Annotated in this window: 19 protein-coding genes and 4 pseudogenes; 13 read left to right on the forward strand and 10 right to left on the reverse strand. The window is 71.7% G+C overall.

The features are described from left to right. Positions 1-138 precede the first annotated feature (138 nt). Complete coding sequence (locus ABZ939_RS23250) at positions 139-1,065, reverse strand: MurR/RpiR family transcriptional regulator (RefSeq protein ID WP_361858306.1); 927 nt, start codon at positions 1,063-1,065, stop codon at positions 139-141. 240 nt (positions 1,066-1,305) lie between these two features. Between ABZ939_RS23250 and ABZ939_RS23255 the strand changes: the two genes are divergently transcribed. Both ABZ939_RS23255 and ABZ939_RS23260 read left to right on the forward strand, forming a co-directional pair. Further along, a complete protein-coding gene (locus ABZ939_RS23255) occupies positions 1,306-2,124 on the forward strand; it encodes an SDR family oxidoreductase (protein WP_361858310.1) in 819 nt (272 codons plus the stop codon). A gap of 346 nt (positions 2,125-2,470) precedes the next feature. Beyond that, on the forward strand, positions 2,471-2,863 hold the full coding sequence (locus ABZ939_RS23260; RefSeq protein ID WP_361858313.1) for a nuclear transport factor 2 family protein: 393 nt from the start codon (positions 2,471-2,473) through the stop codon (positions 2,861-2,863). A 67-nt stretch (positions 2,864-2,930) separates the two neighbouring features. Here ABZ939_RS23260 and ABZ939_RS23265 read toward each other — a convergent pair. Further along, positions 2,931-3,263, reverse strand: a pseudogene (locus ABZ939_RS23265) (substrate-binding domain-containing protein); the annotation flags it as partial. Here ABZ939_RS23265 and ABZ939_RS23270 point away from each other — a divergent pair. The 5 genes and pseudogenes from ABZ939_RS23270 (at position 3,205) to ABZ939_RS23290 (ending at position 7,681) form a co-directional block, all read left to right on the forward strand. Next, positions 3,205-3,411, forward strand: a complete 207-nt coding sequence (locus ABZ939_RS23270; protein ID WP_361858581.1) for a hypothetical protein — start codon at positions 3,205-3,207, stop codon at positions 3,409-3,411. The pseudogene ABZ939_RS23265 and the gene ABZ939_RS23270 overlap by 59 nt on opposite strands. 143 nt (positions 3,412-3,554) lie before the next feature. Further along, positions 3,555-4,816, forward strand: a pseudogene (locus tag ABZ939_RS23275) (rhamnulokinase family protein). Beyond that, complete coding sequence (locus tag ABZ939_RS23280; protein ID WP_361858316.1) at positions 4,816-5,571, forward strand: (Fe-S)-binding protein; 756 nt, start codon at positions 4,816-4,818, stop codon at positions 5,569-5,571. The pseudogene ABZ939_RS23275 and the gene ABZ939_RS23280 overlap by 1 nt, the downstream one beginning before the upstream one ends. Before the next feature lie 68 nt (positions 5,572-5,639). Continuing rightward, positions 5,640-7,043: pseudogene (locus ABZ939_RS23285) on the forward strand (LutB/LldF family L-lactate oxidation iron-sulfur protein). Then, positions 7,040-7,681 carry an LUD domain-containing protein gene (locus ABZ939_RS23290; protein WP_361858319.1) on the forward strand — a complete coding sequence of 214 codons (642 nt, stop codon included), beginning with the start codon at positions 7,040-7,042 and terminating at the stop codon, positions 7,679-7,681. Before ABZ939_RS23285 ends, ABZ939_RS23290 begins: the two are co-directional and overlap by 4 nt. A 27-nt stretch (positions 7,682-7,708) precedes the next feature. Here ABZ939_RS23290 and ABZ939_RS23295 read toward each other — a convergent pair whose 3' ends face one another. Further along, the gene (locus ABZ939_RS23295; RefSeq protein WP_361858322.1) at positions 7,709-8,875 is read right to left on the reverse strand and encodes a monodechloroaminopyrrolnitrin synthase PrnB family protein; all 1,167 of its coding nucleotides are present in this window, start codon (positions 8,873-8,875) and stop codon (positions 7,709-7,711) included. A gap of 230 nt (positions 8,876-9,105) precedes the next feature. Between ABZ939_RS23295 and ABZ939_RS23300 the strand changes: the two are divergent. Beyond that, positions 9,106-9,174, forward strand: a pseudogene (locus ABZ939_RS23300) (hypothetical protein); the annotation flags it as partial. A 53-nt stretch (positions 9,175-9,227) separates the two neighbouring features. Here the strand turns inward: ABZ939_RS23300 and ABZ939_RS23305 are convergent. Further along, complete coding sequence (locus tag ABZ939_RS23305; protein ID WP_361858584.1) at positions 9,228-9,365, reverse strand: hypothetical protein; 138 nt, start codon at positions 9,363-9,365, stop codon at positions 9,228-9,230. Positions 9,366-9,495: 130 nt separating this feature from the next. Here ABZ939_RS23305 and ABZ939_RS23310 point away from each other — a divergent pair, with 130 nt between their 5' ends. After that, the gene (locus tag ABZ939_RS23310; RefSeq protein WP_361858569.1) at positions 9,496-10,635 is read left to right on the forward strand and encodes a PLP-dependent aminotransferase family protein; all 1,140 of its coding nucleotides are present in this window, start codon (positions 9,496-9,498) and stop codon (positions 10,633-10,635) included. Here ABZ939_RS23310 and ABZ939_RS23315 read toward each other — a convergent pair. After that, complete coding sequence (locus tag ABZ939_RS23315) at positions 10,626-11,552, reverse strand: LysR family transcriptional regulator (RefSeq protein ID WP_361858325.1); 927 nt, start codon at positions 11,550-11,552, stop codon at positions 10,626-10,628. The two genes, ABZ939_RS23310 and ABZ939_RS23315, sit on opposite strands and share 10 nt — an antisense overlap. A 109-nt stretch (positions 11,553-11,661) precedes the next feature. On the opposite strand from ABZ939_RS23315, the gene ABZ939_RS23320 reads away from it, so the two are divergent. The 3 genes from ABZ939_RS23320 (at position 11,662) to ABZ939_RS23330 (ending at position 16,613) form a co-directional block, all read left to right on the forward strand. Beyond that, the gene (locus tag ABZ939_RS23320) at positions 11,662-12,861 is read left to right on the forward strand and encodes a cysteine desulfurase-like protein (protein ID WP_361858328.1); all 1,200 of its coding nucleotides are present in this window, start codon (positions 11,662-11,664) and stop codon (positions 12,859-12,861) included. A gap of 89 nt (positions 12,862-12,950) precedes the next feature. Continuing rightward, the gene (locus ABZ939_RS23325; protein WP_361858331.1) at positions 12,951-15,044 is read left to right on the forward strand and encodes a DUF4139 domain-containing protein; all 2,094 of its coding nucleotides are present in this window, start codon (positions 12,951-12,953) and stop codon (positions 15,042-15,044) included. A gap of 6 nt (positions 15,045-15,050) precedes the next feature. Continuing rightward, a complete protein-coding gene (locus ABZ939_RS23330) occupies positions 15,051-16,613 on the forward strand; it encodes a mucoidy inhibitor MuiA family protein (RefSeq protein WP_361858334.1) in 1,563 nt (520 codons plus the stop codon). A 58-nt stretch (positions 16,614-16,671) separates the two neighbouring features. On the opposite strand, the gene ABZ939_RS23335 is transcribed toward ABZ939_RS23330, so the two are convergent. The 4 genes from ABZ939_RS23335 to polX all read right to left on the reverse strand — a co-directional run bounded on the left by ABZ939_RS23335 (position 16,672) and on the right by polX (position 22,418). After that, on the reverse strand, positions 16,672-17,400 hold the full coding sequence (locus tag ABZ939_RS23335; protein WP_361858337.1) for a hypothetical protein: 729 nt from the start codon (positions 17,398-17,400) through the stop codon (positions 16,672-16,674). 59 nt (positions 17,401-17,459) lie between these two features. After that, positions 17,460-18,347, reverse strand: a complete 888-nt coding sequence (locus ABZ939_RS23340) for a hypothetical protein (RefSeq protein WP_361858339.1) — start codon at positions 18,345-18,347, stop codon at positions 17,460-17,462. 126 nt (positions 18,348-18,473) lie between these two features. Further along, the gene (locus ABZ939_RS23345; RefSeq protein WP_361858341.1) at positions 18,474-20,372 is read right to left on the reverse strand and encodes an FHA domain-containing protein; all 1,899 of its coding nucleotides are present in this window, start codon (positions 20,370-20,372) and stop codon (positions 18,474-18,476) included. Between the two features lie 303 nt (positions 20,373-20,675). After that, positions 20,676-22,418 carry a DNA polymerase/3'-5' exonuclease PolX gene (gene polX / locus ABZ939_RS23350; RefSeq protein WP_361858344.1) on the reverse strand — a complete coding sequence of 581 codons (1,743 nt, stop codon included), beginning with the start codon at positions 22,416-22,418 and terminating at the stop codon, positions 20,676-20,678. 245 nt (positions 22,419-22,663) lie between these two features. On the opposite strand from polX, the gene ABZ939_RS23355 reads away from it, so the two are divergent. Then, on the forward strand, positions 22,664-23,050 hold the full coding sequence (locus ABZ939_RS23355; RefSeq protein ID WP_361858347.1) for a VOC family protein: 387 nt from the start codon (positions 22,664-22,666) through the stop codon (positions 23,048-23,050). A gap of 61 nt (positions 23,051-23,111) precedes the next feature. On the opposite strand, the gene frdD is transcribed toward ABZ939_RS23355, so the two are convergent. Continuing rightward, positions 23,112-23,462, reverse strand: coding sequence for a fumarate reductase subunit FrdD (gene frdD, locus ABZ939_RS23360; RefSeq protein ID WP_361858350.1), 351 nt, complete (start codon positions 23,460-23,462; stop codon positions 23,112-23,114). Between the last annotated feature and the right edge of the window lies 1 nt (position 23,463).

Below are 23,463 nucleotides of genomic sequence, written 5' to 3' on the forward strand. Positions count from 1 at the left end.
GTCTGAGGAGGAGGGGGCGACCCTGCGGTGTTCTGTTCGGGCCCGTGGGGGCACCTGTAGTAAATATATATACCGTCGAGTACGCAAGGGCATGAAAAATTTCATGCACCTCGATGGCGTGAAAGAGACTCCCGCGGCTCAGTCGTCCAGGAAGAAATCGTGCTGTTCCGCCGCGTGCTCGTACTTCTCCAGCCGCGTCTGCGTACGTTCCGGATCCGCGTCCGCCATGGCCTGGAGGATGGCCGCGGACAGCACCCCCGGCGCCGCGTACGAGTCGAACACGAGCCGTGACCCCGTACCGGCGGTGAACACCACATCGGCCTCGTCGACGAGCGGCCCGAGCGCCAGGTCGGTGATCAGCGCGACGCGCAGCCCGACGCCGCGGGCGGCTCGGACCACGGCCAGGGTCTCCTTGGCATGCCGGGGCATCGCGAAGGCCAGCACCCACGTCCCGCCCGCCTCGCGCGCCTGGAGCAGTCCGTCGTAGGCGACGCTGCCACCGCGCGTCACCACCCGAACATCGGGGTGGATGCGCCGGGCGGCGTACGCGAAGTACTCGGCGAGGGACACCGAGATCCGCAGTCCGAGGACCGTCAGCGGGACGGACCGGGCCAGTTCGCGACCGATCTCCAGGATCTGGTCGGGGTCGGCGAGCACCCGCCGCAGGGACGTCAGGTTCTCGATCTCGGCGTCGACGGCCGACTGGAGTTCGTTACGGAGCCGCTCCTCCCCCTCGTCCGGTGCGCCGGCGACCGCGCTGAGCGCGATCGGCTGCAGGGCCTCCCGGAGCGCGGGGTACCCGCTGAATCCCAGCGACGAGGCGAAACGGGTCACGGAGGGCTGGCTGACGCCCACGCGCTCCGCGAGCTCGGTGATCGACAGGAACGCGGCCTCGGTGAGGTGGTCGATCAGGAACTGGGCGATGCGCCGCTGCCCGGGGGACAGCCGGTGGCCGCCGAACAGCGCCCGCACCCGCTCGGCGGGAGAGGCGGTCTCCGCCTCCGAGGAGCGCCTGCCCGGTGTGATCGCGGCTGCCTGTGCGCGCGCCTGCTGCCCAGATGGCACGGGGTGCCTCCCTCTCGTCTCGCTGCTGCCCAAGATAGTTCACACGGGCCGGGCCTCCACGGGCTCGAGACGCCGACCGCCGACCGGTCCGCCGGGGCGGTGCGGCCGAACTCTCCGGCCGGACAAGCGCGATGGCCGGACAGGTCCGTTCGGTCCCGCCTCGGCCGCACCGACCCGGCGGGCCGTCCTTGCGCGCATATGATCACGGCGACGGCAGACGACGACGGAGGCTCGACGACCATGGCGGACCAGCGCGTGTACCTCGTGACCGGCGGCGGGACGGGCATCGGCGCCGCGACCGCCCGGCTGCTGAGCGAAGCCGGTCACCATGTGGTGATCTCCGGGCGCCGCCCCGAGCCCCTGCGGTTCGTCGCGGAGGAGACCGGGGCCCTGGCCGTCCCGTCCGACATCGGCGACCCGGACGCGGTACGCGCACTCGTCGACGCCGCCGTCGCCGCGCACGGCCGCCTCGACGGACTCGTCCTCAACGCCGGCATCGGGCGCGGCGGAAGCGTGGGCGGGGTGACCCTCGAGGACTGGGACGCGGTCATGCGGACCAACCTCACCGGGCCGTTCCATCTGCTGCGTGCCGCGCTCCCGCATCTGCTCGACGCCCGCGGGTCGGTGGTCGCCGTCGCCTCGGTGTCCGCCCTGCGCAACGGCATGGGCAATGCCGCCTACGCCACCTCCAAGGCGGCGCTGCTCCAGCTCTGTCGCTCGCTCGCGGTCGACTACGGGGCCGAGGGCCTGCGCGCCAACACCGTGTGCCCGAGCTGGGTGCGCACCGACATGGCGGACCGCCGGATGAACCGGTTCGCCGAGGAGGCGGGGCTGGGCGAGGGCGGTCTCGACGCGGCGTACGAGGAGGTCACCCGTGTCCTTCCGGCCGGGCGTCCGGGTGAGCCCCGCGAGGTCGCGGAGGCCGTGGCCTGGCTGCTCTCGCCCGCCTCCTCGTTCGTCAACGGAGCGGTCCTCACGGTCGACGGCGGCGTGACCGCCGTCGACCCGGGCACGCTGGCCTTCGACTTCCGGATCGAGCCGCGGGCGCCGCGCGCCTGACGCACCCCTGAGGCGCGTGCCCACCCGAGGGACTCGCCCCACGCCCGCCCGACGTACGCGATCGGCTCACCTCGCGAGCACCCGGCGGCCGAGCAGTTCCCCGATATGGGCGCCCCGGATCAGGTGGAGGTCGGCCAGTGCGTCGTCGACGCGCAGGAACACCTCGCCCGCCGATTCCGTACCCGCCCGTTCCGCGCTCGTGGCCGGTTCCGCCCGGTGGTCCAGGGCGAGCTGTTCGCACTGCCGGGACAGCCATGCGTTCCCGCGTGAACCCTGGACGCGCCGCGCCCGGAGTCACTAGCCTGCCTCCACCTATTCAATTTGTTGACTAGCAATGGAGGCGACCATGAAGTCATTCCGCCAGGCCGTCGAGGCGAACGACCACACGGCGATCGAGGCCCTCCTCGCCGAGGACGTCGTCTTCACCAGCCCCGTGGCCTTCAAGCCCTACCCCGGCAAGGCGATCACGGCGGCCATCCTGCGCGGTGTGTCCCGCGTGTTCACCGACTTCCACTACGTACGGGAGATCACCGGTGAGGACGGCCGTGACCACGCCCTCGTCTTCCGCGCCAAGGTCGGCGACCGGGAGATCAGCGGCTGCGACTTCCTGCACCTGAACGAGCAGGGCTTCATCGACGACTTCACCGTCATGGTCCGACCGCTGTCCGCCGCACAGGCCCTGTCCGAGGCCATGGGTGCGCAGTTCGACCGCATCGCGGCCGAAGCGGCGCAGGCGTGAGCGACTACGACGCGATCGTCATCGGCGCCGGCGACGCCGGCCCGCACGCGGCAACCGGGCTCGCGCGTCAGCGCGGGGTGAGGCTCGACTGACGTACGACCAACTCCGGCTGCAGGATGACGTGTTCGTGCTGATGGACAGCCGCGCGCTCGCCCGTCTCCTGCAGCAGCAGTTCGGCGGCCCTGGCCCCGATGGTGAGGGCCGGCTGGCGCACCGAGGTCAGAGGGACCGTGGCCGCCGCGGCGAACTCGATGTCGTCGTAGCCGACGATCGCGATGTCCTCGGGAACACGGACACCGGCCGCGTACATGGACTGCAGTACGCCGAGGGCCAGCAGGTCGTTGGCACAGAAGACCGCGATGGGTCGCTCGGCCAGGCCCAGGAGCCGGGCTCCCGCGTTCTACGCCCAGCGCACCCTTCTCAAGCGGGAGGTCCTGCCCGAGCATGTCGCCAACGCCGTGTTCGCTCTGACCGGCGGGGAACTCACCCACACGACCGGTCTGCACATCCCCGTGGACGCGGGCGTCGCCGCCGCCTTCCTGCGCTGACGAAAGCCCCCGCAAGCCGCCTGGGGCCGCCGTGTCGGCGCGGCGGCCCCGGGTGCTTCTCCCGCGTCCCCTCCCTGTCCTGCTCTGCTGCTCGTTCTTCTCGATTCCCGTCGCTCGCCGCGGAGGTACCTCACGTGACGACCATCCCGCCGACCTCGGCGTCCTCCTCCGCCTTCGCCGCGGTCGACCTCGGCGCCACCAGCGGACGCGTGATCCTCGGCCGGGTCGGCCCCGACAGCCTCGACCTCACCGAGGCCCACCGGTTCCCCAACACCCCCGTGCGCCTTCCCGACGGGCTGCGCTGGGACGTCCTCGCCCTCTTCCAGGGCGTCCTCGACGGACTGCGCGAAGCCGCCCGCTCCGGCGGTGTCCTCTCCATCGGGGTGGACACCTGGGCCGTGGACTACGGGCTGCTCGACGCGGACGGCGCCCTGCTCGGCCAGCCGTACCACTACCGCGACAGCCGCACCGAGGGCGCGGCCGACCAGGTCTGGGCGCGGGTCGGACCCGAGGAGCTGTACCGGACGACGGGCCTCCAGCACCTGCCCTTCAACACCGTCTTCCAGCTCACCTCCCCCGCCGGAAGCGCCCAGTGGGGCGCCGCCCGCACCCTGCTCCTCATCCCCGATCTGCTCGTCCACTGGCTGACCGGATCACTCGGCGCCGAGGAGACCAACGCCTCCACCACCGGTCTCTTCGACGCCCGCACCGGCACCTGGTCGAAGGGCATCCTCGGCCGGCTGTCGATCGACCCCGGTCTGCTGCCCCCGCTGCGTACCCCGGGCGACCGGGCCGGGACGCTGCTGCCGCACGTCGCCGCCGCCACCGGCCTCGACCCCCGCACCCCGGTGACCACGGTCGCCTCGCACGACACCGCGTCCGCCGTCGTCGCCGTCCCGGCCACCGCACCGCACTTCGCGTACATCTCCTGCGGCACCTGGTCGCTGGCCGGTCTCGAACTGGACGCCCCGGTGCTCACGGAGGCCTCCCGGGCCGCCAACTTCACCAACGAGCGCGGCATCGACGGCACCATCCGCTATCTGCGCAACATCATGGGCATGTGGCTGCTGGAGGAGTGCCGGCGCACCTGGGACGGGCAGGGTCTGCCCACGCATCTCCCCACGCTGCTCGCCGACGCCGCCAGCGCCACGCCGTTCGCCGCGGTCGTCGACCCGGACTCACCGCCGACGCCACCGGCCTTCCCGTCGTCGCCGGCCCCACCGAGGCCACCGCACTCGGCAACATCCTCGTCCAGGCGAGGGCCGCCGGACTCGTGGGTGATCTCCCGGCGATGCGCGGGCTCGTCGCCGCCACCCAGCGTCTGCGGCACTACAGTCCCCGTGGAGACACGGCAGCCTGGGAGGCGGCCGCCGCCCGACTCGACACTGCCCCAAGGAACCCGTGATGCGCGTCGCACTCTTCGCCACCTGCGTCAACGACGCGATCTACCCCTCGACGGCGATCGCCACCGTCAAGGTCCTCGAACGCCTCGGCGTGGAGGTCGACTTCCCCGCGGCGCAGACCTGCTGCGGACAGCCCCAGTTCAACACCGGCTACCGCCGCGAGACCGAGCCGCTGGTGCGCCGTACGGCCCGAGCCTTCGAGGGTTACGAGTACGTGGTCACCCCTTCCGGGTCCTGCGTCGCCATGGTGCGCGACAACTACCCGCGGATCGGCGCCCGGGCGGCGGCCGAGGGGCGCGGCGGAGCGCTCGCGGACGCGGCCTCGTCGCTGGTGCCCAGAATGTACGAGCTCACCGAGTTCCTGGTCGACGTCCTGGGCGTGACCGATGTCGGGGCGTACTTCCCGCACCGCGTCACGTACCACCCGTCCTGTCACGGCCTGCGGATGCTGGGCCTGGGCGACCGCCCGCGGCGGCTGCTCGCATCGGTCAAGGGCCTGGAGCTGATCGAACTCCCCGGAGCGGAGGAGTGCTGCGGCTTCGGCGGCACGTTCGCGGTGAAGAACCCCGACGTGTCGGCGGCCATGGGCGCCGACAAGGTGCGCAACGCCGTCTCCACCGGAGCCGAGGTGCTGTGCGGTGCGGACAACTCCTGTCTGATGCACATCGGCGGCATGCTGCGCCGCCAGGACGCCCCGCAGCGCGCGCTGCACCTCGCGGACATCCTCGCGAGCACGGAAGAGGAGCCAATGGCATGAACAAGAAGGTGCGCGCGTCAGCGCTCGATGAGGAGCGGTCGCCGGGTGACAGGCGGGCCTTCGTCGGGATGCCGTCCTTTCCGAAGGCCGCGCACGAGGCGGTCCGGAACGAGACCCTGCGCGGCAATCTGCGGCACGCCACGCACACCATCCGTGACAAGCGGGCGAAGGCCGTCGCGGAGGTCTCCGACTGGGCGGAGCTGCGCGAGGCCGGAAAGCAGATCAAGGACCACACCCTGCGTCATCTCGACCGGTATCTGGTGCGGTTGGAGGAGTCGGTCACGGCGGCGGGCGGCACCGTGCACTGGGCGGCGGACGCGGCCGAGGCGAACCGGATCGTGACCCGACTGGTCCGTGAGACGGGCGAGACGGAGGTCGTCAAGGTCAAGTCGATGGCCACCCAGGAGATCGGCCTCAACGAGGCGCTGGAGGCCGAGGGCATCCGCGCGTACGAGACCGATCTCGCCGAGCTGATCGTGCAGCTCGGCCAGGACCGCCCCTCGCACATCCTGGTCCCGGCCATCCACCGCAACCGTGGTGAGATCCGCGAGATCTTCGCCCGGGAGATGGGCGAGTGAGGCCGACCGGCCCCCGACGGTCTGACCGACTCCCCGGCCGAACTGGCCGAGGCCGCCCGGCTCCATCTGCGCGAGAAGTTCCTGCGGGCGAAGGTCGGCATCTCGGGCGCCAACTTCATGGTCGCCGAGACCGGCACGCTCGTGGTCGTCGAGTCGGAGGGCAACGGTCGTATGTGCCTGACGCTGCCGGAGACCCTGATCTCGGTCGTCGGCATCGAGAAGACCGTGCCGACCTGGCGGGACCTGGAGGTGTTCCTCCAGACGCTCCCCCGCTCGTCGACGGCGGAGCGGATGAATCCGTACACCTCGATGTGGACGGGGACGACGGACGGCGACGGGCCGCGGACCTTCCACCTGGTCCTGCTCGACAACGGCCGCACCGACGCCCTCGCCGACGAGGTCGGCCGCCAGGCCCTGCGCTGCATCCGCTGCTCGGCCTGCCTCAACGTCTGCCCGGTGTACGAGAGGGCGGGCGGCCACGCGTACGGGTCGGTCTACCCCGGCCCGATCGGCGCGATCCTGACCCCTCAACTCCGTGGCACGCAGAGCGAGATCGACGCCTCGCTCCCGTACGCCTCCTCGCTGTGCGGGGCGTGCTACGAGGTGTGCCCGGTCGCCATCGACATCCCCGAGGTCCTCGTCCATCTGCGGGAGAAGGTGGCCGACCAGGGCGGCGCCGGGCACCGTCTGGAGAAGGCCGCCATCAAGGCCGCGGGCTGGATCCTCGACCACCCGGCAGCCCTCACCGCCGCCGAACGCCTCGCCTCCACGACGCGCAGGCTGCATCCCGAGCGGCTTCCCGGCCCCGGTGCCCGCCAGTGGACCGAGAGCCGTGACCTGCCGGAGATGCCCGCCGAACCGTTCCGCGACTGGTGGAGGAAGAACCGCACATGACCTCGCAGCCCTCGTCCCGCGACCGGATCCTCGCCCGCGTCCGGGCAGCCGTCGCCGACGCCCCGGACGCTCCCGAGGTGGTCCGCGACTACCTCGGGAGCCACACCCCCGACGACCCGGCAGTGCTGCTGGACCTTCTCCACGAGAACCTCGCCGACTACCGGGCCGTCGTCCACCGGGCCACCGAGGACGCGCTCCCGTCCCTGATCGGCCGGCTGCTCGCCGAGCACGGCGCGAAGAGCGTCGCCGTTCCGCCGGGCCTGCCCGTCTCCTGGCTGGCGGCCACCGAGGCCGAACAGCGCCCCGACGACGGCGCCCTGAGCCCGTACGCGCTCGATTCGACCGACGCCGTGGTGACGGGTTGCGCCCTCGCCGTCGCCGAGACCGGGAGCATCGTCCTCGACGCCGGTCCCGGCCAGGGCCGCCGCGCCCTCAGCCTCGTCCCCGACCTGCACCTCTGTGTCGTACGCGCCGCGGACCAGATCGTCGCCTCGGTGCCGCAGGCCATGCCGCGCCTCGACCCGATGCGTCCGCTGACCTGGATCTCCGGCCCTTCCGCCACCAGCGACATCGAACTCGACCGGGTCGAGGGCGTGCACGGCCCCCGGACCCTGGAGGTGATCCTGGTGGTCCGCTGACCCCGAGCCGGCCCGGAGCCGACCGCGTCATGACCGGCCGCCCGCGAGCGCGTCCCGGAGTCCGTCCAGCGACGCACGTGCGCCGAAGGCATCGGCCCGGGCCTTCGCCGACCGCAGGTCGACCAGGCGGCCCAGATGTGCCACGACCACGTCGAGCGGTGGTCCGCTCGACGTCAGGTCGTCATGATCCTCCTGCGGGGCGTGGGCCGCGGGAGCCTGGAGGAAAGGCGCCACCAGACGATGGTGGTGGTACGCGGATGCCGCTCCGTGGCGACGGCAGACGGCGAGGAACAGCTCGGTGTTCTCCCGGAGTTGTGGGGTGACCGATCCCGTTGCCGTCTCGCGGAGGAAGGCGTCGAGGAGCGGTTCGGCCAGGACCGCGGCGCGCAGCAGAGACTGGTCCTCGGGCGGCATGTACGGATACTTCTCCGCCAGCACCGCTTGGTAGAAGGGGTCGTTCGGTGAGCACAGGCCGAGCAGGACGTCGATCTCGTTGATCGCGGCGAAGTCCCCCGCGTTCGCACCCCGGTACTCCGCGACTCCCACGCGGTACGACTTGAAGTACGGCCGGATGTTGAGGAAGAACCGGTCGACGTCGAGGTTCTTGCTCAGCGTCTTGCTGAAGTCCAGTACGTCGCCGAGGCCCGCGTGTGCCTCACGGAGCAGGTACGCGGCCAGCGGGCTGGACACCCCGAGCGTCGCGATCCGCCGCAGCGCCGCCGCCGTGCGCTGGTAGGCCAGGACGCACAGGCCGTTGTAGACGATGAAGTTCCGCTCGTCCTCCAGCGAGGTGAAGGTGCGGAACCTGTCGCCGACCGCCTGGTTGAAGAGCGCCTGATGAGCGAAGACGAACCGGGGAGCGACGCCGAGCGAGGAAGCGAGGAAGTTCGCGAGAGGCCAGGCCGCGGCCTGCGGACCTTCGACCTCGTGGCGTCGGCAGGCGCCGAGGTAGAGGCCCACTGACCCCAGGAGCTCGTACCGCGCGTCCAGGTCCCTGGGAGCCGCATCGGCGGGCCCCGCCCGGCGGACGAGCTCAGCGCCCTCCAGGGCGAGCCTCTCCTTGAGCGCCTCGAGTTCCGCGACGCCGCGTTCGATCTGCTTCCCGGCGGCGAAATAGGCTTCTTCCAGGCGTGTGTTGAGCTCCACGAAATCGGTCCTGACCCATCGGTCGAAGTCGTCCAGGGCGTTGTTCATCGAGCGGACCCTCCCCCTGCGTCGGTCGTCGGCGCGTACGGATCCATCCGACCCCTGGGGGTGGCTCGGTCGCCAGTACCATTGGGAGCCTTGTGAACCGGACCAATCAGACCGCGCAGGGATCCGACTTCCTCCAGTTGCGGCGCACGTCCGCACCCCTGGGAGGGCTGACCACCTGGCTGGTGGACTCGGTGCGCGAAGCGATCGCCGACGGCCGCCTGACGCCGGGCGTGTACCTGCCCCCGACGCGGGTGCTCGCGGAGGATGTGAAGGTCTCCCGGGGCGTCGTGGTCGAGGCATACCGGCGCTTGGCCGAGGAGGGGCTCGTCAGTGGGCGCACGGGCGCCGGCACTCAGGTCACGGCGGTCATGGCCGTGACCCCGCGGCCTCCGCTCCCGGGGAGCGGGCCGTCGGGGAGCGCGTCTTCGGGGAGCGGGCCGTCCGGGAGCGCGTCTCCGGGGAGCGCGTCTCCGGGGAGCGCGCCCTCCATGTGTGCGTCCTCGAGTGCGTCCTCAGGGAGTGCGCGCTCGGGGAGTGCGCCTCTGCCGGCGGACCGGGCGGCCGACGCCCCGGGGCGTCCTTCCGTTCCGCGGCTCCCCCTCGCGCCGTTCGATCCTCTGGTGGACATCGACCTCTCCCCGGGGCTGCCGGATCTCTCCGGCTTTCCGCGTTCCGCCTGGTGGCGAGCCGAGCGGTCCGTCCTCGGCGGGGCGGCGGCAGCGGAGTTCGCCTACGGTGATCCTCGCGGCTCCCACACGCTGCGCCAGGAGCTGGCGAGTTGGCTCGCCCGCGTGCGCGGGGTGCGGGCTGATCCGCGGGACATCATCGTGGTGGGCGGTGTCGCCCAGTCCCTCGCCCTCGTCGCCCAGACCCTGCGGGCCGCGGGCACCACGGAGATCGCCGTGGAGGACCCGGGATCGCGCGGGGCCCAGGACGCGCTGGCCCACTGGGGCCTGGAACCGGTGCCCGTGCCGGTCGACGAACAGGGCCTGCGGGTCGCGGAGTTGGTCCGCAGCGGTCTGCGTACGGCGCTGCTCACCCCGGCCCACCAGTTCCCCACCGGTGTCGTGCTGGCCCCGGACCGCCGTCGCGAACTGCTGGCCTGGGCGAACGACGGCGGCCTGGTCATCGAGGACGACTACGACGCCGAGCACCGCTACGACCGGCCGCCGGTGCCCGCGCTCCAGGCGTCCGCGCCCGAGCGCGTGGTGCACACCGGCAGCATCTCCAAGACCCTGGCCCCGGGCATGCGGCTGGGCTGGCTGATCGCACCGCGCTCCCTGCAGGACGCCCTGGTGGCCGCCAAGCACGCGAGCGATCTCGGTTCGCCCGTCCTCCCGCAACTGGTCCTCGCCCGGCTGATCTCCCACGGCGACCTGGACCGGCACATGCGGCTCACGCGCGGCCGCTACCGCACCAGGCGCGACGCCTTCCTGACCGCCCTGACCGCGCGCCTCCCCTCCGTACACGTCCAGGGCGTCGCGGCGGGACTCCACCTCCTGATCACCTTTCCGGAACTGACCGGAAGGGTGGATGACACCGACCTTTCGGAGAGCCTGCGCGGGGCCGGCGTCCTCACCCACCCGCTCTCCTGGCACCGCAGAACGCCCGGCGCCCCCGGCCTCGTCCTCGGCTACGCCGCCCACCCACCCGACCGACTGCGCGAAGCCGCCCGCCGTATCGCCGAAACCGTCCAGTCGGCCTCACGCGCGCGTGCGGAGCGGAAGCACGTGCCGCGGGCCGTCCGGGACTACGGCTGAACGCTCTCCACGGCACCGGCCAGCAGCGTGACCAGCTCGTCGATGACCTGAGGCCGGGCACCGGGTCTGCTCACGGCGAGGATCTCGCGGTGGAGCGGTGCGCCCCCGGGCGGAAGGACCACCCTGTCGACCCCGGACGCCGCGGGCTCTCCGCCGAGGAGGGTGGCCGGGATCAGACCCACCGCCAGGCCGGCCCGGATCATGGCGAGCATGCTGTGCAGGTCCTCGGTCTCCAGCGTCACCTGGGGCGAGATCCCGAGCTCTCCGGCCCAGCGGTGCAGCAGACGCCGGTCGGCGTTGTGGGCGTGGCCCGAGATCCACTCCCGTTCCAGGCATTCGGCCAGCTCGACCGGGCGCCGGCGGCCCGGCTCGGCGGCCGTGACGAGGACCAGCGGTTCGCGCCCCAGGGCCGTGATGGTCCATGCCTCGGACGGGGTCGGCGGGTCCTCGGGAAGGTAGCGGTAGGCGATGAGCAGGTCCATGTCCCCCGACTTCACCTTCGGCAGTCCCTCGTGCGTCTCCACGTCGATGAGGCGGATTCGGGGGCCGAGGCTGCGCGCCCTGAGCGTGGAGAGGACGTTCGGGAGCAGGTGGCTCATCGCGCTGGGGTAGGTGCCGACGCGCAGTTCGGCGATCTCCCGGTTGGCGATGCCGTCGGCGGCGTCCTGGAATCGCGCGGTCGCGTCGAAGAGCGTCTCCGCCGCCTGCGCCAGGGAGCGGCCGGCCGCGGTGAGAATCAGCCGGCTGCCGGGACGGCGGACCAGGAGTTCGATGCCCATGTCACGTTCCAGCGCGGCGATGTGCTGGGAGACCGCCGAGGGCACATAGCCGAGCGCCACCGCGGCCTCGGCCATCGAGCCGTGGCGCACCACGGCCAGGAAGGTGGCCAGGAGCTTCAGATCGGGCTGGGGCTTCATGGACCGTGAACTCTCCCTTCGCGATTCATCGCTTTACGTGTTTCGGGGCCGGGTGCCAGAGTCTAAGCACCGCGCCACGGGGCACGCCGCTCGACAGAAAGCCGAGGCCATGGCCATCGACCTCACCGCCCTCCGGGGCCACTTCCCCTCGCTGGACCACGGCTTCGCCTTCTTCGACGGGCCGGGCGGCACGCAGACCCCCCGCCCGGTCGCCGAGGCCATCGCCGCGACGCTGACCGGTCCCCTCTCCAACCGGGGAACCGTCAGCCCGTCCGAGCTGAACGCCGAGCGGGCGGTCACGGAGTTCCGCGCCGCCTACGCCGATCTGCTCCACGTGCCCGCGAGCGGCATCGTCCACGGGCGCAGCGCCACGCAGCTCACATACGACTTCTCACGCCATCTGGCCAAGGGCTGGACGGCGGGCGACGAGATCATCGTCAGCCGGCTCGACCACGACTCCAACGTCCGGCCGTGGATCCAGGCGGCCGAGTACGCCGGAGTGACGGTCCGCCGGATCGAGATCGATCCCGTGACGACGGAGCTCGACCTCGACTCCTACGAGCGGGCCCTCTCGCCCCGGACCCGGCTGGTCGCGGTCACGGCGGCGTCGAACGTGCTGGGCACCAAGCCGCCCGTGCGCCGGATCGCCGACCTGGCCCACGAGGTCGGCGCCCTGGTGTACGTGGACGGCGTGCACTACGCGGCGCACCACCTCGTGGACGTCCCCGCGCTGGGGGCGGATCTGTTCGTGTGCTCGCCGTACAAGTTCCTCGGACCGCACTGCGGTGTGCTCGCGGCGGCGCCCGAGCTCCTCGAAACGCTCCGCCCGGACAAGCTCCTGCCCTCCCCCGACACCGTGCCCGAGCGCTTCGAGTTCGGCACGCTCCCCTACGAGATCCTCGCGGGCGCCACGGCCGCGGTCGACTTCCTCGCCGCGATCGATCCGGGCGCGGGGATCTCGCGCAGGGAGCGCCTCGCGCACTCCCTGGGCTCGCTGCACGAGCACGAACGCACGTTGCGCACACTCCTGGAGGAGGGTCTGCGGGCCCTGGGCGACGCCGTCACCCTGCACTCGAAGGCCCAGGACCGCACCCCGACCCTGCTGATGACCCTCGAAGGCCGCGACGCGCGCGAGGCCCAGATCCACCTGGCCGCGCGCGACGTCGTCGCCCCTGCCGGTTCGTTCTACGCGTACGAGCCCTTCGCCGCACTGAAGTTGGAGGACCCGGCCCTGCGGGTGGGCCTCGCGCCCTACAACACCGCCGAGGAGGTCGACAGGTTCCTCGACGGCCTCACCGCGTTTCTCTGAGGGCGCGGCTTTCCCCTCCCGCGGGCGGACGCGCGACCGGCCCGGCGCGTAGGCTTCGCCCAGCAGGATCACGGCGGGGGGCGGAGCACATGACGGTGGAGTCGGCACAGCGGTGGGCGTCGGCCCTTGATTCGGTCGTGGTGTACGCGCAGGGCGCGCTCTGCCACCGCCTGGCCCGGGGCAGCGTGCCGCCCGACGGCCGGGTGCGGGTGACGGGACTGCCCCGCTCGCTGGACCCCGGCTCGCTGCGGGCCCGTGTGCTCGGCGCTTCCGGGGTACGCGTCACCGAGGCCCGGGTGGAGGTCGAGGCCGAGCCGCTCGACCCGGGCACGCCCGACGAGTTGCGGCGCGAGGTCGAGCGGCTGAGCGACGCGTACGCGGCGGCGCAGGGACGCCGGGACCGGCAGCTGAGCCTGATCGAGGAGGTCAGGGCTCTCCACCCGGTCCCGCCTGCCCGCAGGCGCGAGGACCCGCACCGCCGTACCCCGGTCGACGCGTGGCTGGAGCTCGCCGACTTCGTCGAGGAGCGGCTGACGGGGCTCCACACCCGCCTCGTCGAGCTGGAGGAGGCGCTGCGTGACGTCGGGCACGAGCTCGACATCGCCGCCGACAGGCTCGCCCGCGCCTCCACCCACGCACCGTCGACGCACGTGGAGACCACGGTCAGCGCGGTCCTGACCCTCGACGGCACCGGTGACGCGGAGGTGGAGCTGGAGTACGGGGTGCCGGGCGCCGTCTGGGTGCCGACGTACCGTCTCACTCACCGTCAGGGCGACGGCAGCGGCCGTCTGATGCTGCGCGCCTCGGTCGCCCAGCGGACCGGCGAGGACTGGACCGGCGTACGCATCGCCCTCGCCACCGCCGACCTTCGGCGCCGCACCGACCTGCCGAAGCTCCGCTCGATGCGGATCGGGCGCCGGCAGCCCGCCCCCGCGCCGTCCGGCTGGCGCGAGCCCCCGGCGGGGCTCGCCGACCTGTTCACCGCGTACGACGCCGCGGGCCCCCGCCCCGCCCCGACCGCACCCGTGCCCATGGCGGGCGGCTCCGTGCCCGTGGCCGTCGCGGGCGGCTCCGCACCCGGTCCCGTTCCGCCACCGCCGCCTCCCCCGCCGCAGAGTTACGGCGGACCGCCCGCGGCGCTCCCGGTGCCCGGCGGCGCATACGGCGCTCCCCCGGAGGGCTTCCGCGGCGCGATGCCCGCCCCCGCGCAGCCGAGCGGCCCGCGTCCGGGCGGCAGGCCGCGTGCCGGCGGCGGGTTCGCGGGTGCTCCCGCCGCCATGGCGCCCGCGGCTCCCGCGGCTCCCGGCGCGGCCGCGCCGCCACCCGCTCCGGCGCCGGTGGCCGGTCCACCGCAGCCGAGCGGCGCCGAGCTCGACTACGCCGCCCTCGTCCTGTGCGGCCCCGAGGAGCAGGGCGGTCGCCGAGGCCGGCTGTTTCCCGGCGTTTCCTCCGACCCGGTGGCGGCCGAGTACCGCCGCCGCGCCGAGGCGGTGGCCACGCTGCCGCTGCCCGGACAGGCCGTACGGCCCCGCGAGTCGGCGGGCTCCTTCGACCACCGCTTCGATGCCGCCGCCCGCGCCGACGTTCCGTCGGACGGCACCTGGCACACCGTCACCGTCGGCGAGATCCCGGTCGGCCTGCGCACCGAGTACCTCTGCGTGCCCTCGGTGGAGCAGACCGTGTACGCGACGTTGGTGCTCTCCAACGCGACCGACCAGGCCCTGCTCGCCGGCCCGGTGGAGGTCACCGTCGACGACGACTTCCTGCTGACCGCCGCGCTGCCCACGCTCGCCCCCGGCGGTGTGCGCCGGGTGGGGCTCGGGCCTGCCGAGGGCATCCGGGTCACCCGGCGTACGAACCTGCGCGAGTCGACCTCGGGCCTGCGCAACAACACCACCGTGCTCGACCACCGCGTCCACGTGGAGCTGGCCAACCGGCTCACGCGGCCCGTCTCCGTCGAAGTCCGCGAGCGGGTGCCGGTCGCCTCCGACCCGGACGTCAGGATCGAGGAACGCGCCGACTGGACGACGCCCGAGGACGGCGCGGGGCCCGATCGCCATGCCCCGGGCACCCGCGTCTGGCGGCTGGACCTGCCCGCCGGCGCCACGGCGGCCCTCGACGGCGGCTACGAGATCCGCATCCCGACCGGCAAGGCCCTGGTCGGCGGCAACCGCAGGAGCTGACACACCATGTCCACGGCACCGAAGCCGATCGCCCTCCCCGTCACCGCCGTCACCTGCCTCGAGGATCGCGCCCACGTCGAGCGCACCGCCGTGCTCGACCTGGCGGCCGGGGTCCAGCGGCTGCGTCTCGGGCCGGTCAGCGCGCTGGCCGTCGACCGGACCCTCCACGCGGAACTGACCGCCGATCACCCCGCGAGCGTGCTCGACGTACGGATCGTCCGCAGCTGGACGCCGCGCGGCCCGCGACCGTCCACCGACGACGACTCCGCCCTGCGCCGTCGCGTACACGCCCTCGAAGAGGAGCGGTCGGCCCTGGGGCAGCGACGCGACCGGCTGCATGCGCGCCTCGACCTGCTCGGTCGCCTCGCCACCGACCTGCTGCGGGAGATCGGCGAAGGCGCGGGCTCCGGGGAGACCGAACGGCCCCGCTGGGCCCGCGAACTGGACCGGGTGGACGGCGAGCGCGACACGTGCGGCGAGCAACTCCGTACCGTGGAGGCCCGGCTGGCCGCCATCGCCACCGAACTCGGGGAGACCCAGCGGGCCATGGACCTCTCCGAGGAGGAGCCCGCCGAGCTGGTCGGCCATGTCGAGCTGACCGTGGAGGCCGCGGCCGCGGGGCCGGTCGGGCTGCGCCTGAGCCACCTCACCCCGTGTGCGCTGTGGCGGCCGGCCTACCGGGCCGTGCTCGAAGGGGACTCCCTGACGCTCGAGACCGACGCGATGGTCTGGCAGCGCACCGGGGAGGACTGGTCGGACGTACGGCTGACCCTGTCGACGGCCCGCTCGGCGCTGGCCACCGATCCGCCACGCCTTGCCGAGGACCGGCTGACGCTCAAGGACCGCTCCGCGGCGGAGCGGCGCACGGTCGACGTCGAGCTGCGCGAGGAGGAGATCGGGGACCTCGGCCCGGCCCCGGTGCTCGGTCTGCCAGGGGTGGACGACGGCGGCGAGGCACGGGTGCTGAGAGCGTCCGCGCCGGTCTCGGTGCCCGGTGACGGCCGCGCCCACCGGGTGCCGCTCTCCGCGTTCACCACGGCCGCGCGCAGTGAGTACGACTGCTCGCCGGAGTTGTCGCCCCTGGTCACGCAGGTCGTGCGCTGCGACAACCTGTCCGGTCACGCGCTGCTCGCCGGGCCAGTGGACCTGGTCCGCGGCAGTGGATTCATCGGACGCGGCACGCTGGACTTCACCGCCCCCGGAGCCCCCGTCGAGCTGGCCTTCGGCAGCCGCGACGACTACCGGGTGGTCCGGCATGCCGAGGAGACCCGCGACACCGCCGGAATCACCCAGCGGACCGTCGTCACCCGCACGGTCCGGCTGCACCTGTCACGGTTCTCCGCCCCCGGGGAGCACGGCGAGCGGGTGGTCGCCGTTCGGGAGCGGATCCCGGTCTCCGAGGTCTCGGCGGTGGAGGTCCGCCTGCACAAGGATTCCTGCTCCCCGGCGCCCGACGCGGTCGACGCCGAGGGCATCGCCCGCTGGGACGTCACCCTCCCGCCGGGCGGCCGCCGCACGGTCACCCTGGTCTACGAGCTGTCGGCGAGCGCCAAGGTCACCGGACTCTGAACCGGGCGGGCCGCTCGCGCTGCGAGGACGGGCAGGAGGACCCGGCGGCATCGCCCGGTCAGCCGACCTTGTCGCCCGCCGCGACCCGGTGGACCTCCAGTCCGGGCGCGGCGAGCAGGTCGGCGATCAGCTCCTCGGAGCCACAGACGTAGGTGCTCACCAGGTCGACGTCGCCGCCCACGCACCAGGCGCGGTCCTCCGGCCACCACAGGTCGGGGAGTTCGGCGAACTCGTCCAGGAGGTCGGGGGACACGGCATCGGCCAGCGGTCCGGACAAGAGGATCTCGTCGCGGCCCGGAGTCGGGAAGGTGGGAACCCCCTTCCACTCCCAGGTGCCGTACCCGTCCCACAGCCCGTACCAGCACCGCTCCGGCGTGCTCGTGTGCCGCGCCAGGACGGGGATCATGGCACGCGCGACCCCGCCGGGCGTAGGGCCTTCGGCCGGGTGCTCGTCCCACACCCCGGGCCGGCCGTACTCCTCCATGTTCTGGTAGAAGCGCTCCACGGCGATCACCTCGTGCCAGTCCGTCAGCGCCTCGACCTGTCGCCCGTGGGCGGCGGCGACGGTGTCCCAGCGAACGGGGTGCTCGTCGAGAGCCGCGGGGTGCAGTACCCGCGCGTACGCCGGGAAGCCGGGCGCGGCGACACCGGCCACGGTGCCGAAATCACCGTGACCGGGGCGGCGTTCGGTCAGCCAGTGCGCCGGCCCGAGGTCCGCGTCCTCGACGCGCAGGCGTCCGTACAGGGCGGGGCCGGGTTCGCGGTCCGACCAGGTCCATCTGTCCATCCCCCCAGTCTGCCTCGAACGGCCGACCTCGCGGAGTGGAGCGGCCGGGGGGATCCCTGTCAGCTCACGCCCGCCGGCAGCTCGATCCTCCCGTCGTACGTCCCCGTGTTCTCCTCCCGCACATCCTGCTCGAACGTGATCTTCTGGCCGTTGTACGGGACGAGGAAGCCGAACTCGAAGCGGTGGCTCTTGATCCGGTACGTCTTCGCGTCCAGAACCAGCACCTCCTCCAGGCCGGAGAGGGTCAGCTCGGCGTTGCGTACGGGGATGCCCGCGGTGCGGAGCTGTGCGGCCGTGGGGGCGAACTCGCGCTCCGCCTTCTTCGCCCACGCCCGGTCCCGTACGGCCGTCAGCTGCCGCCTGCCGCTCTCGACGCGGAGCTCGACCGTGCCGGACGCCTCCGTCAGCTTCACATCGCCGTTCCGGGCCTGTGCGTACATCCGGAACTCCTGGATGACCGCAACCGGGTCCTCGGCCTTGTTCCGCATCTCGGGGTCGGCGGCGGACACGGACTTCCAGGCGGCTCCGCCCTCCTTCAGATACGCCGTGTCGCCGACGACGTAGAGCTCCTCGGTCTTCTTCGTCCCCTTGCTGCCGGTGCTCACGCCCTGCGAGTGCAGCGCCGCGGACTTCATGCCGCGTCGGACCGTGGCCCGGTAGGTGGCCGCGCTCTTCTGCCCCTGGAGCGTCAGCCCCTCCTGTCCCCGCACGGAGAACGTCCACGCGTTCTCGCCCCGCATGGCCTTCTCGGCGAGGTCGAGGAACTCCTCGGGGGACTCGGGCTCCGGAGTCTGCGCGGCCGTCGGCTCGGCGGACTCCTGCCGGAGCGGTGTCGAGGCCGCGGTCGGACCCGCCGCCCCGTCGTCGTCCGCCGTCCCGCAGGCGGCCAGCGAGAAGGTGAGCGGGAGTACGAGCACGGCGGAGCGGCGAGTGGGGCGGGTGCGCATGGATCTCTTCCTTACGGCACGGCTTGGGTCACGACGGAGGCGCGGACTGTACAGCAGTGACGCGCCCGCGATCACGCCGCCGGGCATTCCTCGCATACGGACCCGCCTGGCCGGGGGCCTCCGTGATCACTTCGCGGCGGAGGCCTCCCTGGGAGCGGTCGCGGCCGGCGAGCTCTGCTGGTAGAAGATGTCGATGTCCACCTCTTCGCCCCCGACGATCAGGGTGTCCCACGCGCCGCTCTCCAACAGGGTGCGCAGCGTGGCGGAGTTGAGTGTTTCCAGGTGGTTCCGGAGAGTCGAGTCGTCGGGCATGCCGGGAACGCGTGATGCCAACCGGTCACGGATTCCCCGCAGCCGATCCATGAGCGCGTCGATGTCCGCCTTCCTGTCCAGCTCCTTCCCCTCCGACTCCTCGATGCTCTGCGCGATCTTCTCCTTGATCGCACGGCTGACACCGTTCTCGTCGGTGGTGATCATCGTGTTCCACGCGCGGCTCTTGTGCCGGTACTGGAGCATGGACATGGCCGCTTCGTGGCGTGCGAAGTCGGCGTCCCGGAACGGCCTGCCGGTCCATGCGCCGTTGAGGGACCGCGCCAGCGAGATGGCCGAGCCGAGTCCGCTGTTGAGCCCGCGTCCCGGCCAGAAATGGATGGCGTTGGCCGCGTCGCCGAGCAGGAACCCGTACGTCCCCGGGGTGGTCGACGTGGCCGAGCGGAGCCGGGTGGTGAACCTGGGCCGCTGCACCATGTCGAGCCGGAAGGCCGTGACGGCGCTCAGGTCCTTCTCGGCGACACCGAACAGCGCCAGCCCCTCCAGCACCCGCTTCCACAGGGCCGAGCCCCTGACCATGGCGGGCAGGAAGAGTGTGCTGTGCGTCGAGCACTGGAAGTCGCCGTGGTCGTCCCGCCCCATCACGCACGGGCGTGAGGCGATGCAGTCCTCGAACACGTGCCGCACCGGATCGATGCCGACCACTTCCGCGGCCTCCGCGTCGGTGAGTCGCATGTTCAGGAACCCCTCGCCGCGAAGGGCGTTGAGGAGAAAGCGGTTCTGAGCGACGGTCAGCAGGACCGTCATGGGGTCCGTCAGAGTCGACTTGACGCGCAGCCCCAGGACGACGTCCTGAATATGCTGACCGTGCAGCGAGTAGATGGACTTGTCGGCGTTGCCGAACCTGTCGGTGAAATACTCCCGCGTCCGGGAGCGGCCCCCCTCGCACACGGCGAGCACATGATCCTTGGTCTCGGCCTTGTGATATTCGGCCGGGTCGAACGCGTCGGGAACGAGCCGGATCCGGTCCGGCTTTTCGTTGGCCAATTCGAGGAGGGTGTCCTCGATGTAGGCGATGCGAAGGTTCCTCGGGTTGTAGCCACGGAGCGAATCGGGGCCGACCGGCCACATTTCGGTGTACGCATCACCGCGGAACAGCCGCCTCTGCACCTCTTCGGGGAGGTTCAGGTACTGGCGGCTCTGCACGGTGACGACCTGCTGCCGCCTGACGTTGCCCTGGCCTTCGCTCTTCCAGACGACCTTCGCCCCGTCCTGAACCCACCGGCCGTCGTACACGGTGATGGCCACGCGATGCCCCATGAGGTGTTCGAGGAGCAGAGCGAAACTCAGGCCGACGGGACCGCCACCCGAAACCGTGACGTTCAGCACGGGCCCTTCCGCCAGGGTCGCCTTGGAGGGAGCGAGCGGCCCCAGCACGGAGAGGTCGAGGATGGTCTCCATCGCGTCGGCCGCCTCGAAGCGGAACGTCTCGGTTCCGATCTCGATGAGATCTCCGGGCTGCAGTTCATGCGAGGTCACACGTTCCCCGTTGACTCGCGTTCCATTACTGCTGCCACTGTCGTACAGCACGAATCCGTGGCGCTCGCGACGCACCTCGGCGTGAAAGCGTGAGACGTTTCCGCCTGTGATCACCACACTGTTGTCGTTGTTGCGGCCGAGGGTTACCGGTGTGGCGCCGATCGGGAACTGCTGTCCTGCCAGAGAGCCTTGATGGCCTACAAGACGAGGAGGCATGGGTCACCCAATTCCATGAGTCACGGATCCGATGACGACATGCGTAACCGGTCACCGAACAAGAACCACCCCTGCATCACAGACCGCGAGTCGACCGGCACGCAGAGCAATCTTAATCCGGGCGTGAGGCCGCTGAGAAGCCGTCCGGACCGACTGATCATCACGCCGTGCCCATTCTGTGAAGATGTCACAGCGGCGGCACGATCGGGGCGCGCAGCTGAGTCGGATGTGAAAGGCGCGAAAGGAATGGCCTCGCGTGACGACGAATGAGGGAGTCGGATCGATGGAGGCGCTTCATCCGCTTCAGGCGGCCTTTTTGCGCAGACCCTTCTTGCCCAGGAACCGGCGCAGCCTCGTCAGCGGCCACGCGTTGATGACATCGTCCGTCGTCAGCCAGCCGCGCTGTGCCGTGGCCACCCCGTAGCGCATGTACGGCAGATGCGTGGTGGAGTGCGCGTCGGAGTTCACGGCGAACTTCACGCCGTACCGCTTCGCGCGCAGGATGTCCTCGTCGCGAAGGTCGAGCCGCTCGGGATGAGCGTTGATCTCCAGCGCGGTGCCCGCCCGCGCGCAGGCCTTGAAGACCGCGTCGAAGTCGGCGTCGATGCCCGGGCGTTTGCCGATCCGGCGGGTCGTGGGATGGCCGATGACGGCGACGTTCGGGTTCTCGCAGGCCCGGATGAGCCGACGGGTGAGTTCCCGCCTGCTCTGGTTGAAGTGGGAGTGGACCGAGGCCACACAGATGTCGAAGTCCGCGAGGAACTCGTCGGGCCAGTCCAGGGAGCCGTCCGGGCCGATGTTGAGCTCCGTGCCGTGCAGCAGCCGCATCTTGCGGTGCGCGCCGTCGAGCGCGCGTACCCGCTCGCGCTGGGCGAGGATCTTCTCGTCGGTCATGCGCTGCATGTACAGGTTCGGGGCATGATCGGTGACCGCGTAATAGGCGTATCCGCGCGCGGCAGCGGCGGCGATCATGTCCTCCAGCGGGGCCAGCCCGTCGGTGAGGTCGGTGTGGGTGTGCAGATCGCCACGGATGTCCTTCTCCGTCAGGAGCTCGGGGAGTTCGCCGCGCAGCCCGGCCGCGATCTCGCCGCGGTCCTCGCGCAGCGTCGGCGGGATCCAGGGCAGTCCGAGCCGCTCGTAGATCGCTTCCTCCGTCTCGGACGTGATGCTCTCGCCGCTCTCGGCGTCGAACAGCCCGTACTCGGACAGCTTGAGGCCTTGGCGCACCGCGAGTTCGCGCGTGCGGATGTTGTGCGCCTTGGAGCCCGTGAAGTACTGCAGTCCCGCGCCCCAGGAGGCCGGGGGAAGGACCCGTAGGTCCACCTGGAGGCCCGTGACGGTCCGTACGGAGGTCTTCTTCTCGCCGTGCGCGATGACCTCGGCCGTGTGCGGGAGGGCGGCGAGCGCGTCCATGAACGGGGCGGACCGGCGTGCGGCCACCAGGATGTCGATGTCGCCGATGGTCTCCTTCATACGGCGCAGGGACCCCGCGTACGTGCACCGGACGCAGCCACGGATGTCGGACAGCTCCGCGACCAGTTGCTCGGCGATGTCCATGGCGGCGCTGACGAGGATCCGGCCCTCGCCTGCCTTCTGCAGGGCGGCGATCCCGTGCAGGATGTTCTCCTCGGTCCGCTCCCCGAAGCCCTTCAGGTCGCGCAGCCGTTCCTGGTGGATGGCGTCGATCAGCTGGTCGACGGTGCTGACGCCCAGCTCCTCGTAGAGGACCATGGCCTTGCGGGGCCCGAGCCCCGGAATCGCGATCAGCTCGCGCACTCCGGCCGGCACGGACGTCCGGGCCTCCTCGACCACGGACATGCGGCCGGTCCGCAGGTACTCCACGATCTTGTCGGCGACGGACCTGCCGACGTTCGGAATCTCGAGCAACCCCTTCACGTCCAGGGTCGAGACGTCCTGCGGGTAGCCCCCCACCGCACGCGCGGCCTTCTCGTACGCGCGGGCCTTGAAGGCTTCCTCGCCCCGGATCGCGATGAGGTCGGCGTACTCCTGGAGCAGCGCCTCGACCTGGTCGTTGGCTCGGGCCATGCCTCCAGGGTGCCCCTCACCCGCCGCACCGGCACCCCGGGAGCCGCCTTGCCCGCCCGCCGTCGGGGCATGAGCGGCATCGGTTCGCGGATGACGTGTGCGGTCACGCGAACCCTCGGTGGTCATCGGCGCCTCGTCCTGCTCGCCGGCATGGCAAGGTAGGAAGTTCGGGCGGGCCGTAGGACCCCGCCTCGACCAATCCGTCCTGCCGAGCAGGCGCATATCGAGAAAGCCGAGGAACCACCGTGCGAGTCAAAGCCTTTGACCACCTGGTGCTCAATGTGACCGATGTCGACAAGGCGCTCGAGTTCTACACGGGCCTCCTCGGCCTCGCGCCGGAGCGGGTCGAGGAGTGGCGGGCCGGCAAGGTGTCGTTCCCGTCCGTGCGGATCGACGAGAGCACCGTGATCGACCTGTTCTCCCGTCCGCGTGGCGAGTCCAACGTCGATCACATATGCCTGGTCGTGGACCCTCTGAACTGGCAGGAGGTCATCGATTCCGGGGCGTTCGACGTCCTTGAGGGCCCCGTCCCGCGGTGGGGTGCGCGCGGCTCCGCGCAGTCGGTGTACGTCAAGGACCCGGACGGCAACACGGTCGAACTGCGCTGGTACCCGCAGGACGCACAGGGCTGAGAAGTGGCGGCCGGGGGCGGCGTGCAGCGGGCAGCGAGTTGCCCGCCACCGAGTCGCGTGGTCAGACCCGGAACACGACGAACCCGGCCGCGATCGATCCCAGCACCGCGCCTCCGTAGCAGAAGACGATGATCGCCTTGCTCAGCCTCTTCAGCCGCAGGCCGTCGTAGAGCGTGTAGCGGAAGCGATGGGCCCAGTGGAAGAAGCAGAGCACGCACAGCGCGAAGAGGATCGCCTTGGTGAGGGGGTGGCGCAGCACCGAGAGCAGATGCTCGTGATCGGGGGTCCCGAGCCAGCCCAGAGGGAAGGCGACACCGAACAGGAACAGCAGGACCGGGACCAGCAGCGCGGCGGCCATTCCTCCCGCGCTGAACAGCAGCCACATCAGCGGTTCCGGCGATTTCCTGCCCATC

This window comes from Streptomyces sp. NPDC046712 (assembly GCF_040645695.1).
Classification (GTDB): Bacteria; Actinomycetota; Actinomycetes; order Streptomycetales; family Streptomycetaceae; genus Streptomyces.